At 71.5% G+C, this 14,679-nt stretch carries 14 protein-coding genes; 6 read left to right on the top strand and 8 right to left on the bottom strand.

Annotation, left to right across the window (positions count from 1 at the left end; translation table 11 throughout):
• Window position 1: 1 nt before the first annotated feature.
• Window positions 2–1,015, bottom strand: coding sequence for a tRNA dihydrouridine synthase DusB (gene dusB / locus KZ813_RS02310; protein WP_219753342.1), 1,014 nt, complete (start codon window positions 1,013–1,015; stop codon window positions 2–4).
• 81 nt (window positions 1,016–1,096) lie between these two features.
• Between dusB and KZ813_RS02305 the strand changes: the two genes are divergently transcribed.
• Genes KZ813_RS02305 through KZ813_RS02295 form a run of 3 tightly spaced genes read left to right on the top strand, consistent with a single transcriptional unit; the run spans window position 1,097 to window position 3,293 of the window.
• Window positions 1,097–2,224 carry a bifunctional 2-C-methyl-D-erythritol 4-phosphate cytidylyltransferase/2-C-methyl-D-erythritol 2,4-cyclodiphosphate synthase gene (locus KZ813_RS02305; RefSeq protein ID WP_219753341.1) on the top strand — a complete coding sequence of 376 codons (1,128 nt, stop codon included), beginning with the start codon at window positions 1,097–1,099 and terminating at the stop codon, window positions 2,222–2,224.
• Window positions 2,221–2,760 (top strand): hypothetical protein, encoded by a 540-nt coding sequence (locus KZ813_RS02300; RefSeq protein ID WP_219753340.1) that lies wholly within the window; start codon window positions 2,221–2,223, stop codon window positions 2,758–2,760. The genes KZ813_RS02305 and KZ813_RS02300 overlap by 4 nt, the downstream gene beginning before the upstream one ends.
• Entirely contained in the window at window positions 2,757–3,293 is a 537-nt protein-coding gene (locus tag KZ813_RS02295; RefSeq protein WP_219753339.1) for a CinA family protein, read from the top strand. The genes KZ813_RS02300 and KZ813_RS02295 overlap by 4 nt, the downstream gene beginning before the upstream one ends.
• On the opposite strand, the gene KZ813_RS02290 is transcribed toward KZ813_RS02295, so the two are convergent.
• Together KZ813_RS02290 and lipA are read right to left on the bottom strand one after the other, a co-directional pair.
• The gene (locus KZ813_RS02290; RefSeq protein ID WP_219753338.1) at window positions 3,221–3,715 is read right to left on the bottom strand and encodes a type II toxin-antitoxin system RatA family toxin; all 495 of its coding nucleotides are present in this window, start codon (window positions 3,713–3,715) and stop codon (window positions 3,221–3,223) included. The genes KZ813_RS02295 and KZ813_RS02290 overlap by 73 nt on opposite strands.
• The gene (gene lipA, locus KZ813_RS02285) at window positions 3,702–4,622 is read right to left on the bottom strand and encodes a lipoyl synthase (RefSeq protein WP_219753337.1); all 921 of its coding nucleotides are present in this window, start codon (window positions 4,620–4,622) and stop codon (window positions 3,702–3,704) included. The genes KZ813_RS02290 and lipA overlap by 14 nt, the downstream gene beginning before the upstream one ends.
• Window positions 4,623–4,676: 54 nt before the next feature.
• On the opposite strand from lipA, the gene KZ813_RS02280 reads away from it, so the two are divergent.
• Window positions 4,677–5,306 (top strand): carbonic anhydrase, encoded by a 630-nt coding sequence (locus KZ813_RS02280; protein WP_219753336.1) that lies wholly within the window; start codon window positions 4,677–4,679, stop codon window positions 5,304–5,306.
• Window positions 5,307–5,480: 174 nt separating this feature from the next.
• Here KZ813_RS02280 and aspS read toward each other — a convergent pair whose 3' ends face one another.
• Window positions 5,481–7,304, bottom strand: coding sequence for an aspartate--tRNA ligase (gene aspS / locus KZ813_RS02275; protein ID WP_219753335.1), 1,824 nt, complete (start codon window positions 7,302–7,304; stop codon window positions 5,481–5,483).
• 171 nt (window positions 7,305–7,475) lie between these two features.
• Here aspS and rnd point away from each other — a divergent pair, with 171 nt between their 5' ends.
• Both rnd and KZ813_RS02265 read left to right on the top strand, forming a co-directional pair.
• Complete coding sequence (gene rnd, locus KZ813_RS02270; RefSeq protein WP_219753334.1) at window positions 7,476–8,651, top strand: ribonuclease D; 1,176 nt, start codon at window positions 7,476–7,478, stop codon at window positions 8,649–8,651.
• Window positions 8,648–8,959 carry an I78 family peptidase inhibitor gene (locus tag KZ813_RS02265; protein ID WP_219753333.1) on the top strand — a complete coding sequence of 104 codons (312 nt, stop codon included), beginning with the start codon at window positions 8,648–8,650 and terminating at the stop codon, window positions 8,957–8,959. The genes rnd and KZ813_RS02265 overlap by 4 nt, the downstream gene beginning before the upstream one ends.
• A gap of 158 nt (window positions 8,960–9,117) precedes the next feature.
• Here the strand turns inward: KZ813_RS02265 and KZ813_RS02260 are convergent, their stop codons facing one another.
• Genes KZ813_RS02260 through KZ813_RS02245 form a run of 4 tightly spaced genes read right to left on the bottom strand, consistent with a single transcriptional unit; the run spans window position 9,118 to window position 14,652 of the window.
• Window positions 9,118–10,608, bottom strand: a complete 1,491-nt coding sequence (locus tag KZ813_RS02260; RefSeq protein ID WP_219753415.1) for a Ppx/GppA family phosphatase — start codon at window positions 10,606–10,608, stop codon at window positions 9,118–9,120.
• Window positions 10,609–10,613: 5 nt separating this feature from the next.
• Window positions 10,614–12,794, bottom strand: a complete 2,181-nt coding sequence (locus tag KZ813_RS02255) for an RNA degradosome polyphosphate kinase (RefSeq protein WP_219753332.1) — start codon at window positions 12,792–12,794, stop codon at window positions 10,614–10,616.
• The gene (locus KZ813_RS02250) at window positions 12,791–13,411 is read right to left on the bottom strand and encodes an HdaA/DnaA family protein (RefSeq protein ID WP_219753331.1); all 621 of its coding nucleotides are present in this window, start codon (window positions 13,409–13,411) and stop codon (window positions 12,791–12,793) included. Before KZ813_RS02250 ends, KZ813_RS02255 begins: the two co-directional genes overlap by 4 nt.
• A complete protein-coding gene (locus KZ813_RS02245) occupies window positions 13,408–14,652 on the bottom strand; it encodes a heavy-metal-associated domain-containing protein (protein ID WP_219753330.1) in 1,245 nt (414 codons plus the stop codon). Before KZ813_RS02245 ends, KZ813_RS02250 begins: the two co-directional genes overlap by 4 nt.
• Window positions 14,653–14,679: the final 27 nt, after the last annotated feature.

Genomic DNA, 14,679 nt, shown 5'->3' with positions numbered 1-14,679 from the left:
CTCACGCGGCGTCCCGCATCCGGTGCGGCGCGTAGAAGTCCGTGAGCATCGCCTTGACCCGCGCGGGGTCGGGCTCCTGGTTGACCTTGTTGCGGAACTCGGCCGAGCCGGGGATGCCCTTGGTGTACCAGCCGATGTGCTTGCGCGCCATGTTGACGCCAGTGACAATGCCGTAGTGGCTCAGCATCATCTCGTAATGCTCGGAGATCACGGCATATTGTTCGTCGAGCGTCGGATCGGGCCGGCGCTCACCCGTGGCGAACCAGTGCATCACCTGGCCGAGCAGCCACGGCCGACCATAGGCGCCCCGCCCGATCATCACGCCGTCCGCGCCCGACTGTGCGAGCGCCGCCTCGGCGTCGTCGATCGTGCAGATGTCGCCGTTGACGACCACCGGGATCGCCACCGCCTGCTTGACCGAGCGGACGAAGCCCCAGTCGGCGCTGCCCTTGTACATCTGGTTGCGGGTGCGGCCGTGGACCGTGACCATGCGCACGCCGAGATCCTCGGCGATGCGCGCCAGCTCGGGGGCGTTGAGGCTGTCGTGGCACCAGCCCATCCGCATCTTGAGCGTCACCGGCGCGTCGACCGCGCGCACCACTTCCTTCACGATCGCCGCGGCGAGCCCGAGATCGCGCATCAGCGCCGAGCCGGCGTCGCCGTTGGTGACCTTGCGGACCGGGCAGCCCATGTTGATGTCGATGATCGAGGCGCCCTTGTCGCGCGCCAGCCGCGCCGCCTCGCCCATCTCGTGCGGGGTGCAGCCGACCAGCTGCATCGACACCGGCTCCTCCGAGACGTGCCACATCGCTTTCTGCAGCGACTGCCGCGTCTCGCGGATCGCCGCCTGGCTCGCGATCATCTCGGTAACGTTGAGCCCCGAGCCGTAGCGCCGCACCAAGGTGCGGAACGGCTGGTCGGACACGCCGGTCATCGGCGCGAGCACGACCGGCTGGTCGACGCTCACCTCGCCGATGCGGATCGGCGTGAGCCGGGTGGAAGGAGGCTGGTTCATCGCTGCTGCTCGAAAAATGGGCAGGTAGTCGACGCGCGCCGCTCTGGCAAGGTTCGCGCGGAGCGGCTAGGGCGCGCCGCCATGACCACGGTCGCCCTCATCGTCGCCGCCGGCAGCGGCTCGCGCAGCGGCAGCGCCTTGCCGAAACAATTCGCGCCGGTCGCCGGCCGGCCGATGCTGGCGTGGAGCCATGCCGCGCTGTCGTCGCACCCCGCGATCGGCCGGGTGATCGTCGTGATCGGCGACGGGCAGCAGGCGCTGCTCGCGGCCACGGTGCCCAACGCCGAGTGGGTGACCGGCGGCGCGGCGCGGCGCGACTCGGTACGCGCTGGGCTCGACGCCGCGTCGGGCGCGACGCGCGTGCTGGTGCATGACGCGGCGCGGCCGTTCGTGCCGCGCGCGGTCATCGACCGGCTGCTCGCCGCGCTGGACGACTCGCCGGGCGCGATCCCGGTGCTGCCGGTCGCGGACACGCTGGTCGGCGCGGACGGTGCTACGATAGCGCGCGAGACGCTCGCGCGGGTGCAGACGCCGCAGGCGTTCGACGCCGCGACGCTGGCGCGCGCGCACGCGGCGTGGGACGGCGGTGCGGCGACCGACGACGCGCAGATGGTGCGCGCGCTCGGGCTGGGCGTGGCGCAGGTCGAAGGGGACATGATGCTCGACAAGATCACCTACCCCGCCGATTTCGCCGCCGCGGCGGCGCGCGTCGGCGCGGAGACCCGCTCGGCGAGCGGCTTCGACGTCCATCGGCTCGAGGACGGCGAGGAGCTGTGGCTCGGCGGCGTGCTGATCCCGCACCACCGGGGCCTGTCGGGCCACAGCGACGCCGACGTCGCCCTTCACGCCATCACCGACGCGGTGCTCGGCACGATCGCGGCGGGCGACATCGGCACGCACTTTCCGCCGAGCGACCCGCGCTGGCGCGGTGCCGAATCGGGACAGTTCCTCGCGCACGCGCGATCCCTGGTGGAAGCACGCGGCGGTCGCGTCACCTTCATCGATCTTACCTTAATGTGCGAGGCGCCCAAGATCGGCCCGCACCGCGCCGCGATGCAGGCGCGCATCGCGGAACTTCTCGGCCTCTCGACCGATCGGGTCAGCGTGAAAGCCACCACCACCGAGCGACTCGGGTTCACCGGACGGGGCGAGGGCATCGCCGCCCAGGCGGTGGCGACCGTCACGCTGCCCGGCGGGGTCGACGCATGAGCCGTCTCCCCAAGTTCGCCGCGGCGCTGGCGGGGGCCGCGCTCCTCGTCGCCCCCCCCGCGGCGGCGCAGGACCGCTGCCTGTCGAGCACCGACGCCGAGTCGATCGCGCTGGTGGCGATGCCCGAGATCATCCGCGACGCCGGCCGCGTCTGCGCCGCGTTGCCCGGCTCCAGCCTGCTGCGCCAGACCGACAGCGCGCTGCTGCAGAAATATGATCGCGAGGCCGATCGCGCCTGGCCCGCGGCGCGCACCGCCATCGCCAAGCTCAGCGACCCGGCGGTGGAACTGCTGCTGCTGAGCGACTATGCGCGGCCGATGCTGACCTCGCTCTTCGCGCCGCAGATCACGGGGCGGATCCAGCCCGGCGACTGCGCCACGCTCGACCGGCTGGTGACGCTGCTGGAGCCGCTGCCGGCGCGCAACACCGCGGGCATCGTCGTGGCGACGCTGCAATATCTCAAGGCCGAGAAGAACAAGGGGAAGCGCGACGCCATCCCCGACCTGCCCGTCTGCGCCGCGGCGACCGCGCCGTGAGCGACGACGTCCTCCCGCAGCAGCTGGTCGACGCGGCGCGCCGCGTGATCGAGGCCAACCGCGCCGCGGGACGCCGCGTCGCGGTGGCGGAGAGCTGCACCGGCGGGCTGGTCTCCGCCGCGCTGACGGAGATCGCGGGCTCGTCCGACGTGTTCGACGCCGGCTTCATCACGTATTCGAACGAAGCCAAACAGCGCCAGCTGCGCGTCAGCGGCGACGTGCTCGACACGTTCGGCGCGGTCTCGATCGCGGTCGCGTGGAGCATGGCGCAGGGCGCGCTGGCGCAGTCCGCGGCCGACGTCGCGGTGGCGATCACCGGCGTCGCCGGGCCGGGCGGCGGTACCGAGAAGAAACCCGTCGGCACCGTGGTGTTCGCGCGCGCCGAGCGCGCCGGCGATCCCGCCAACGTGGTCGCCGACAAGCGTTTCTTCGGCGATCTCGGCCGCGCCGGCGTGCGGCTTCAGGCGGCGCTGTGCGCGCTCGAGCTGCTGCTGCCCGAGCCCGACGAGGAACCCGTCGACGAATCGCCGTAGAGCGCGCGCGCGCGCTCCTCGAAGGCGCCGATCATCCTGCGCAGCGCGACGCCGAACACCTGCCCGGCGAGCATCTCGAACATGCGGTTCTTGAAGGCGAAGTCGACCGTGAAGTCGACCAGCGAGCCGCCCTCGCCGGCCGGGCGGAAGCGCCAGTCGTTGTGGAGATACTTCAGCGGCCCGTCGACATATTCGACGCGGATCATGTCGGGCCGCGCCTTCGCCACCTTCGACGTGAAGGTCTCGCGCAGCCCCTTGAAGCCGACGATCATGTCCGCCAGCGTCTCGGTCTCGCCGTCGCGGCGCACGCGCATCGCGGTGACCCAGGGCAGGAACTCGGGGTAGCGGCGCACGTCCGCGACCAGGTCGAACATCTGCTCGGGGCTGTAGGGCAGCCGGCGGGTCTCGCTATGCTTGGGCAAGCTTCGCCTCGCGCGCCGCCTTCATCTTCGCGAAATCGTCGCCGGCGTGGTAGCTCGAGCGCGTCAGCGGCGACGAGGCCACCAGCAGGAAGCCCTTGGCGCGCGCGATCGCGGCATAGGCGTCGAACGCCTTGGGGGGCACGAACTCGGCTACCTTGGCGTGGCGCGGGGTCGGCTGGAGATACTGGCCCATTGTCAGGAAATCGATGTCGGCCGAGCGCATGTCGTCCATGACCTGGTGGACCTCGAGCCGCTCCTCGCCGAGCCCGAGCATGATGCCCGACTTGGTGAAGATCGAGGGGTCGAGCTTCTTGACGCTCTCGAGCAGCCGGATCGAGGCGTAGTAGCGCGCGCCCGGCCGGATCGTCGGGTACAGCCGCGGCACGGTTTCCAGATTGTGATTATACACGTCTGGCCGCGCCGCGACGATGGCCTCCACCGCGGCTTCGTGCTTGTTGCGGAAATCGGGTGTGAGGATCTCGATCGTCGTCGTCGGGTTGGTGCGACGGATCGCCTCGATCACCCGTACGAACTGCCGCGCGCCGCCATCGGGCAGGTCGTCGCGGTCGACGGAGGTGACGACGATATGCTCCAGGCCCATCTGCGCGGCGGCGTCGGCGACGTTCTGCGGCTCCAGCGGGTCGACCGCGCGCGGCATGCCCGTCTTGACGTTGCAGAAGGCGCAGGCGCGCGTGCAGGTGTCGCCCAGGATCATCACGGTCGCGTGCTTCTTGGTCCAGCACTCCCCGATGTTCGGGCAGGCGGCCTCCTCGCACACGGTGGTGAGGCTCTTGGATCGCATCAGCGCGCGCGTGGCGGCGAAGCCCTCGCTGGTCGGTGCCTTGACGCGGATCCAGTCGGGCTTGCGCTGGCGCGCGGGAGCCGGAAGCGGAGTCATCTCGTTCATGCGGTCGCAGATAGCGGCTGGCCGTCTTCGAAACAACGGAAGGGTAACTGAGGAATGAGCAAGTTTAACGATATGGTCGAAGGCTACTACCGCTTTCGCGGAAACGAGTGGCTGGAGGAGCGCGAGCGCTGGACCGAGCTGGCCAGCGGCCAGTCGCCCAAGGTGATGGTCATCGCCTGCTCGGACAGCCGGGTCGACCCCGCCACCATCTTCGGCAGCCGCCCCGGTGAGGTGTTCGTCGTCCGCAACGTCGCCGCGCTGGTGCCGCCGTTCGAGACCGGCGGCGGGCGTCACGGTGTCTCGGCCGCGCTCGAGTTCGCGGTGACCGTGCTCCAGGTCGAGGAAGTGCTGGTGCTCGGCCACGGCGCGTGCGGCGGCGTGAAGGCGGCGCTGTCGGGCGACCTCAAGCAGGCCGAGCCGGGCCACGGCGGCTTCGTCGCGGCGTGGATCGACCTGCTCGACGACGCGCGCGAGAAGGTGATCCACGAGCACGGCCAGGGTCCCGAGGGCCAGACCGCGCTGGAGCAGGAGGGCGTGAAGGTCTCGCTCTCCAACCTGATGACCTTCCCGTTCGTGCAGGAGCGGGTCGAGGCGGGCAAGCTGCGGCTCCACGGCGCGGTCTTCGCGATCGCCGACGGCAAGCTGCGCGTGCTGCAGGAGGACGGCCACTTCGAGCCGGCGTGATCTGGGCGGGGGTCGTCTGCGTAAGCGGGCGCCCCTACCCTCTTCCGTTCCCCGGCGGAGGCCGGGGCCCAGTTGGGGACGTCGGCGAGACCCACCATGGCTTTCCCACCTGGGCCCTGGCCTTCGCCGGGGAGCAGTGTGGGGAAACGCGGTGTCGTCCCTGCCCTACTCCCCTCACCCCGCCTTGGGCGCCACGAGCGCGTCATTGTCCTTCGGCAGCTCGGCGGTCACCTTGATGTTCAGCTCCTTGAGCTGCTTGGCGGAGACGAAGCTGGGCGCGCCCATCATCAGGTCCTCCGCTTTCTGCGTCATCGGGAAGACGATCACCTCGCGGATGTTGGGCTCGTCGGCGAGCAGCATCACGATCCGGTCGATCCCCGGCGCCGACCCGCCGTGCGGCGGGGCGCCGAACTTGAAGGCGTTGATCATGCCCGCGAAGTTGGTGTCGACGTCGGCCTTGGTATAGCCCGCGATCTCGAACGCCTTGTACATGATATCCGGCCGGTGGTTCCGGATCGCGCCGGACGACAGCTCGATGCCGTTGCAGACGATATCATATTGATAGGCGAGGATGTCGAGCGGGTCCTTGGTCTCCAGCGCCTCCAGCTCGCCCTGCGGCATCGAGAAGGGGTTGTGGCTGAAGTCGACCTTTCTGCTGTCCTCGTCATATTCGAACATCGGGAAGTCGACGATCCAGCAGAACTCGAAGCGCGACGTGTCGATCAGCCCGAGCTGGTCGGCGACGCGGGTACGCGCGAGCCCGGCGAGCTTGGCCGCCTGCGCCTCCTTGCCCGCGGCGAAGAACAGCCCGTCGTCCGGCCCCAGCCCGAGCGCGTCGGCGAGCGCGTTCATCTTCTCCTCGCCGTGGTTCTTGGCGATGGGCCCGCCCCACTCGCCGCCCTTCCGCGTCGCATAGCCCAGCCCGGCATAGCCTTCGCCCTGTGCCCAGGCGTTCATGTCGTCGAAGAACTTGCGGCTTTTGTCGGCGGTGTTCGGCGCGGGGATCGCGCGCACCACGTCGCCGGCCTCGACGATCGCGGCGAAGCGGCCGAAGCCCGAGCCGACGAACTGCTGGCCGACGTCGCTGATGATCAGCGGGTTGCGCAGGTCGGGCTTGTCGTTGCCATACTTCAGCATCGACTCGCGGTACGGGATGCGGCGGAACGGCAGCGCCGAGACGGTGCGTCCTTTGCCCTGCCAATCCGCGAACTCCTCGAAGACGCCGTGGAGCACCGGCTCGATCGCGGCGAAGACGTCGTCCTGCGTGACGAAGCTCATCTCGAAGTCGAGCTGGTAGAACTCGCCCGGGCTGCGGTCGGCGCGCGCGTCCTCGTCGCGGAAGCACGGCGCGATCTGGAAGTAGCGGTCGAAGCCCGCCACCATCAGCAGCTGCTTGAACATCTGCGGCGCCTGCGGCAGCGCGTAGAACTTGCCCGGATGGACGCGGCTCGGCACCAGATAGTCGCGCGCGCCCTCGGGCGACGAGGCGGTCAGGATCGGGGTCTGGAACTCGGTGAAGCCCTGGTCGACCATGCGGCGCCGGATCGAGGCGATCACGCTCGAGCGCAGCATGATGTTGGCGTGGAGCTTGTCGCGGCGCAGGTCGAGGTAGCGGTTGCGCAGCCGGATCTCCTCCGGATACTCGGCCTCGCCGAAGACCGGCATCGGCAGCTCGGCGGCGGCGCTCTGCACCGTCGCGGCGCGCGCGTAGACCTCGATCTCGCCGGTCGCGAGCGCGCCGTTCACCGTCGCCTCGCTGCGCCGCTTCACCTCGCCGTCGATCGTCACCACCGACTCGACGCGCACGCCCTCGAGCAGCGCCAGCGCGGGCGAGTCGCTGTCGGCGACGATCTGGGTGACCCCGTAATGGTCGCGCAGGTCGACGAAGAGCACGCCGCCATGGTCGCGCTTGCGATGCACCCAGCCCGAGAGGCGGACGGTCTGGCCCGCGTCGTCGGCGGTCAGCGCGGCGCAGGTGTGGGAGCGATAGGCGTGCATAAGGCGGGACTCTGGCTGCGGCGCCGCGCTTGGCTCCGGGCGCCGGCGCCGCGCGAAGCGGCGGCACGGCGGCCCGCGACACGCCGCGACGGCGGTTGTCGGATGATCGCGCCCTCTCGCGTCATTACCCTCTTTGTCAACCCGCGCCCGCCCGGCTATGGGCAGGCGCTTATGCACGTTCACCCCCTGATCACCGACAGCGCGACGCTGGCCAACCTCTGCACCCGCCTCGCCGAGGCGCCGTACGTGATGGTCGACACCGAGTTCATGCGCGAGAGCACCTATTACCCGGAGCTCTGCCTCATCCAGATCGCCGACACCGAGGAGGCCGCCGCGATCGACCCGATGGCGCCGGGCCTCGACCTCGCCCCGCTGCTCGCGCTGCTCGTCGACAACGAGGACGTGCTCAAGGTCTTCCACGCCGGCGGGCAGGACATCGAGATCATCTACAATCTCACCGGCAAGACCCCGCACCCGCTGTTCGACACCCAGGTGGCGGCGATGGCGCTCGGCCAGGGCGAGCAGATCGGCTATTCCAACCTCGTCGACAGCTGGCTCGGCATCGCGGTCGACAAGGGCGCGCGCTTCACCGACTGGGCGCGCCGCCCGCTCGACGCGCGCCAGATCGAATATGCCATCGGCGACGTCACGCATCTCGCCAAGATCTTCCCCAAGATGCTGGAGCGGCTGCGCAAGACCGGGCGCGGCGCGTGGCTCGACCAGGAGATGGAGCGGCTCGCCGACCCGGCCAACTACGCCAACGACCCCGACGTGGCGTGGAAGCGGGTCCGCGTGTCGAGCCGCAAGCCCGAGGTGCTCGGCCGGCTCAAGGCGATCGCGCGCTGGCGCGAGCTGGAGGCGCAGGCCAAGGACCTGCCGCGCGGCCGCATCGTGAAGGACGAGACGATCGCGGATCTCGCCAGCCACCCGCCGCGCAAGCAGGTCGATCTCGCCAAGGTCCGCGGCCTGTCGCAGACCTGGGCGGGCAACGACATCGGCGCGCGGCTGATGGCCGCGATCGAGTCGGCCGCGCCGCTGGCCGAGGACGAGCTGCCGCCGCGCGAGGACCGCAAGCCCGGGCTCGGGCGCGAGGGCGCGCTGGTGGCCGACCTGCTCAAGCTGCTGCTGAAGATCCGCGCGCGCGACATCGACGTGGCACCGCGGCTGCTCGCGCGCGGCGACGAGCTGGAGGCGCTGGCGGCGGGGCAGCGCCACGGGCTGCAGATCCTGCAGGGCTGGCGCTACGACCAGTTCGGGCACGACGCGCTCGACCTAGTCGAGGGGCGGCTGGGCTTCGCGGTTCAGGGCGGCAAGCTCAAGATGACGCGGACGGAGGCGGCGGCGTGAGCCGGGTGACGCTCGCGACGCTGGCGCTGGTCGCGCTGTCGGGCTGTGCGCCGAAGGTGGCGGCGCCGGCCGCGGGGCCACCGGTCGCCACCGGTGAGACGCCGGGGACGCGCTGTGACGCCGGCGCCGCCTCGGCGCTGGTCGGGCGCGCGGCCGATCCGTCGGTCGCGGAGGCGCAGCGGCTGAGCGGCGCGCGAGCGGTGCGGCGCTATCGCACCGGCGACGCGCTGACGATGGACTATCGCGCCGATCGGCTCGACGTCGAGACCGACGCGAGGGGCGTGATCGTCAAGCTGAGCTGCGGCTGAGGGACGCGCGCCCCGCCAGCCTTCCTTCATCCCGGACATGGTCCGGGATCCACCGTCCCATCACGCGAACGCCATCGAACGAGCGGGACGGTGGATCCCGGCGCGAGCCCGGACGACGGTAAGTTGGTGGGGCCGAGGTCAAAGCTTACCTCAGCCCGTCACCCCAGCCGCGGCTGCAATCCGAGCACCTGGGCCAGCGCCTTGTGGCGCTTCTGCACTGCCTCGCCGTAGAGCGCGGCGTCGTCGCCGGTCAGCGTCACCACCAGCTCGCCCGACTCGACCCGCAGCGACGAGCGCGCCAGCGGCCCCGCCACGCCGCCGCTGAGCCGCTGCCCCAGTCGCATCGCGGTACCCCAGGCGGCGGCGCGTTTCAGCGAGGGCTCGTCCGCCAGCAGCGTCAGCGGCGGCGGCGGAGTCACCGCGCCGCCCATCCCGGTCCACAGCGCCTGCCCCAGCATCGCCCGACCGCGCGCGTCGATGCCGACCCAATTGCCGTGGAGCGCGATCTCCAGCCCGCGCTCGGCGCGGAAATCGGGGTTGGCGCGCCAGCCCACGTCGGCGAGGTGACAGGCCGCGGTGCGCAGCCGCGCGTCGCTCGCGCCCTCGTCGGCGAACAGGGGCGCGATCCACGCGTCGAGCAGGTCGCCGTGCTCGGCGAAGCGGCCGCTCACCCGCCCCTCGTCGCGCGTCGCCACCACCAACGGGTCGAGCGCGCGCTCCTCCGCGCTCAGCTCGTCGTAGAGCAGCCCCTCGCGCAGGCCGTAGGCGGAGACGATCGTCTGCGTGCTCCCGAGATGGCGCAGCACCGCGGCGAGCAGCGCGGCGGCGTCGCCCAGCGTCGGCACGCGCCCGCCCGAGATGCCGGGAATCTCGCGCAGCCGCGCCTTGCTGACGTGCGACAGCGTGCGCCGCAGCCGCGCGATCGTCTCGGCCGACATGCCATATTGGTGGATCACCGGCAGCGGATAATGGGTCACCACCATGTCGAGCCGCGCCAGCGAGCGCCACGAGCCGCCGACGAGGTACAGCGGCGTCCCCTGCCCCGCCCCGGTCCAGCCGCCCGCCGCGAGCAGCGCGCCGACGCGCCGCTCCAGCTGGTTCTTCTCGCGCAACGCGCCGATCCGCAGCACACCGAGCGGGAAGGAGGCGCGCTCGTGCAGCGCCCCGCCGCGCACGCGCACCAGCTCGAGGCTGCCGCCCCCCAGGTCGCCGACGATGCCGTCGGCGTCGGGGATGCCCGAGAGCACGCCCAGCCCCGCCGCCTCGGCCTCCTTCTCGCCGGGCAGAGTCTCGACGCTCAGCCCGGCCTGCTCGGCTACCGCGACCAGCTCGGCGCCGTTGTCGGCGTCGCGCACCGCCGCGGTGGCGACGGTGCGCAGCCGCGTGACTTCCATCGCGCGGGCCAGCGCAGCGAAGCGGTGCAGCGCGGTCCGCGCCGTCGCCATCGCCTGCGAGTCGATCGCCCCGGACTGCGCCAGGCTGCGGCCCAGCCCGGCGAGCACCTTCTCGTTGAACAGGATCGAGGGCAAGCGCGGCGGCCCCTGATAGACGACGAGGCGGATCGAGTTCGAGCCGATGTCGATGATCGCGGTGCGCGGCGGGTCGCTCGTGTCGGTCGCGGCAGGACGGGGGACACGCCGCGTCGGCAGCAGCCTCAACGCCGCCGCCTCAGCGACAGGACCGGCACCTCGTCGCCGTCCAGCGCCGCGCCGCGCCCCGAGAGCGACGGGTTGACCATGAAGTAGCGGTGGAGGTTGAACGGCTTGTCGCCCGGCTCGACGCGCACGTAGCTGCCGTCGGCCTGCAGCTCCCAGCTCTGCTCATTGTCGATGAGATTGGCCACCATGACCTGGTCGAGCACCTGGTCGTGCACCGTCTCGTTGTCGAGCGGCAGCAGGTATTCGACCCGGCGGTCGAAGTTGCGCGGCATCCAGTCGGCCGAGGAGATGTAGACCAGCGCGTTATCGTTGGGCAGCGTGGCGCCGTTGCCGAAGGCGGCGATCCGGCTGTGCTCGAGGAAGCGTCCCACCACCGACTTGACGCGGATGTTCTCCGACATGCCGGGCACGCGCGGCTTGAGGCAGCAGATGCCGCGGATGATCAGGTCGATCTCCACCCCGGCGTTGCTCGCCTCGTAGAGCTTCTCGATGATGGTGGGGTCGACCAGCGAGTTCATCTTGGCCCAGACGGCGGCGGGGCGGCCGGCGCGCGCGTGCGCGATCTCGCGGTCGATATCCTGCATCAGCCGCTCGCGCAGGCTGCGCGGGCTGAGCACCACCTTCTCCATGTCGCCCGGCTCGACGTAGCCGGTGATATAGTTGAACAGCCGCGCCGCGTCGCGCCCCACGCGCGGGTCGGCGGTGAAGAAGCTGAGGTCGGTGTAGATCCGCGCGGTCACCGGGTGATAGTTGCCGGTGCCGAAATGGCAGTAGGTGCGGAACTTGCCGTTCTCGCGCCGCACCACCATCGCCACCTTGGCGTGGGTCTTCCAGTCGATGAAGCCGTAGACGACCTGCACGCCCGCGCGTTCCAGAGCGCTGGCCCATTGCAGGTTCTGCTCCTCGTCGAAGCGCGCCTTGAGCTCGACCACCGCGGTGACCGACTTGCCCGCCTCGGCCGCGGCGATCAGCGCGCTGATCACCGCCGACTGCTTGCCCGCGCGATACAGCGTCTGCTTGATCGCCACGACGTCGGGGTCGTTGGCCGCCTGTTTAAGGAAGGCGAGCACGACGTCGAACGTCTCATAGGGATGGTGGACGACGATGTCCTTCGAGCGGATCGCGGCGAAACAGTCACCGCCGAACTCGCGGATCCGCTCGGGGAAGCGCGGCGTGAAGGGGACGAACTTGAGGTCGGGCCGATCCTCGTCGGCGAGCAGCGAGAGGTCGCCGATGCCGAGGAACGAGCCCGTCTCGGTGACGATGGCGTCGGCGCCGCCCAGCTCGTCGCGCAGCACCGCGGCGAGCGTGTCGGGCATGCCCGTCTCGAGCTCGAGCCGGATCACGCGGCCGCGGCGGCGCCGCTTGATCGCGTTGGCATAGTAGCGGACGAGGTCCTCCGCCTCCTCCTCGATCTCGATGTCGCTGTCGCGCAGCAGCCGGAACTCGGCCGCGCCGAGCACGTCATAGCCGGGGAAGAGCGCGGGGGCGAAGCGTTTCAGGATCGACTCGGTGGCGACGTAGCGCGCGCCCTCGCCCGGCACGCGGACGAAGCGCGGCATCGCCGCGGGCAGCATCACCAGCTCGCGGATCGGCTCCTGGTCGGAGCGGCGCATCAGGTCGAACATCACCGCCATGCCGCGGTTGGGCAGGAACGGGAACGGGTGCGCCGGGTCGAGCGCCTGCGGCGTGATCACCGGGAAGAGCTGCTCGTGGAAATGCGTCTCGAGCCAGGCCTGCTGCTCGGCGTCCAGCGCGCTGGCCAGCGCGTGGCTGCCGAGCACCGCGATACCGGCCTCGTGCAGCTCGGCGCGGATGTCGCGCCACACCGCCTGCTGGCTCGCCATCACCGAATCGGCCCCCTCGATGATCGCGGCGAGCTGCTGGCCCGGGGTGAGGCCGTCGGCCGAGCGCGCCTCGACGTCCTGCAGCTGCTGGCCCTTCAGCCCGGCGACGCGGACCATGAAGAACTCGTCGAGGTTGGCGCCCGATATGGCCAGGAAGCGCAGCCGCTCAAGCAGCGGGTGCGCGCGGTTGCACGCCTCCTCCAGGACGCGGCGGTTGAACGCCAGCCACGACAGCTCGCGGTTGAAATAGCGCTCGCCGTCGCGGTCGACGAAGGGGTCCTCGAGCACGTCCTCGGCGTCGATGCGGGCGATGGTGGTCGGTCGGGTCATGGATCGTCGCTCTGCGCGGTGAACGCCGCGTCGGGCTGGAGGGTTTCGCGCGCCAGCGGGATCGACAGGCGACGTCGTCCCGCCAGCGCGGCGCGGTCCAGTCTCTCTATAGCATCGATGACAGCGGCGTGACTCCGCTCCACCCGCGCGGCGAGCCAGGCGAGCAGCTCGGGCCGCGCGTCGAGGTGGCGTCGCGCGAAGCCGCGCTCGAGCAGGGCGCGCACCAGGGCGTCGTCGGGCGCGCCGATCGTCGCCGCGGGACTGGCGGCGAGCCGGGTGCGCAGGTCGGGCAGCGCGATGGCCCAGGCGGGCGGCAGCGCGGCGGCGAGCAGCAGCAGCGGCCGGCGCTCGTCCTGCGCGCGGTTCCAGGCGTGGAACAGCGCCTCCTCGGGCTGGGTCTCGGCGTCGTCGATGAGCTGTCCGCCCGAGCGCACGGTGAAGATCTGCCCCAGCAGCGTGCGCCCCGAGCGCGGCGGCCCGGCGACCACCGCGGTGCGCACCGGCCAGGTCGCCCAGTGATCGAGCAGCCGCACCGCGGCGGCGTTGGAGTCGGTGACGAGGAACTCGGCGTCGCGCGCGTCGATGGGCAACGCCAGCGGCAGCGCGAACTGGCTCATCCCGCCGGCCCGCGCGGCGGCGCGGCGGGGGGTGCCGGCGCCGCGGGCGTGGCGCCGGGCGGCGCGCGCCGGATCCGCAGCGTCGTGCCGCTGCCGAACACCTGCCAGCCGCGCGCCTCCATCGCGGCGCGGAAGGCCTCGGGCGTGCCGGCGTAGCTCACCGCCATCAGCGAGACACCGCCGAGCGCGAGGCTGGTCGTCGCCGCCGAGGTGACGCCGGGCACGCCGCGCAGCGCGCCCTCCGTGCCGGTGACCGCGCCGGCGTCGGGCGTGTCGAACTGCACCGTGATGCTGCTCGCGATCGCCACCGGAGCGGTGAGGTCGACGAACGCGTCGGTGAGGTCGATCGGTGTCGGGGTGGCCTCGGGCATGATCGGGTTGAGCCCGCTGTCGGGGTCGAGGTCGCCGCCGCGCAGCGCCTCCTGGTAGATCGAGTCGAGCCGCCGCACCGCCTCGTCGAGCAGCGCCGGTATGCCGCGCGCGCTGCCGACGCGGAGCGTGAAGCCGCGCAGCAGGCGGTGGTCGGGGCCGTAGCGCGCCTCGAAGGTGCCCACCACCGGGCCGCCCGGCCATCGCCGGGTGAGCCGAGCGGTCGGCATCAGCACGTCGCTCGCGCCATATTGGTCGAGCACGGTACGCCACCAGCCGCGGTCGGGCCGCTGCGTCTCGCCGACGTTGAGCAGCAGCGGGTCGGGCCCGGTACCGCTCGGCCGGACATAGTCGATCGTGCTGCCGCCGGTGCGGAAACGCGCCCAGGCTTCCTGCCACACGGTACGCTGCTCGAACGCGGTGCCGACCCCGGTCGCCCATTGCACCGGCACCACGACGAACGGCGGCGAGCGCTCGACATAGGCCGAGACGCCGAGCAGCGCCGCGGTGCGCGCGCGGTCGAACAGCAGGCCGAGCCGCGCGATGTAGCGATTGGGCCCGATCTGCTCCTGCTCGACGACGATGCTCGAGACGATCGAGTCGAGCGCGCCGTCGGGCAGCGTCCGCTCGCCCGCGCCGAGCCGCCGCGCCAGCTGGGTGAAGCCCGTGCGCTGCGCCTCGCGCCACCCGGCGAGCCGCGCCACCTCGGCGCTGGGTCCCGAGACGTCGACGCGCACGCCGCTGACCTCGAAGTCGTCCGAGCTGTCCACGGCGGCGACGCCGCGGTCGCCGCCCTCGATCTGCGCGACCACCGCGGCGGCGCCGAGCGCGGCCGCGGCCACGGCGGCGATGATGACGGGGAGGCGTCGCATGTCGCGCGTCTTTTGGCGAAGCAGGCG

The sequence above is a fragment of the Sphingomonas folli genome (genome assembly GCF_019429525.1).
Classification (GTDB): Bacteria; Pseudomonadota; Alphaproteobacteria; order Sphingomonadales; family Sphingomonadaceae; genus Sphingomonas; species Sphingomonas folii.
The sequence above is the reverse complement of the archived record's forward strand: the minus strand, read 5'-3'. Positions and strand labels throughout refer to the sequence as shown.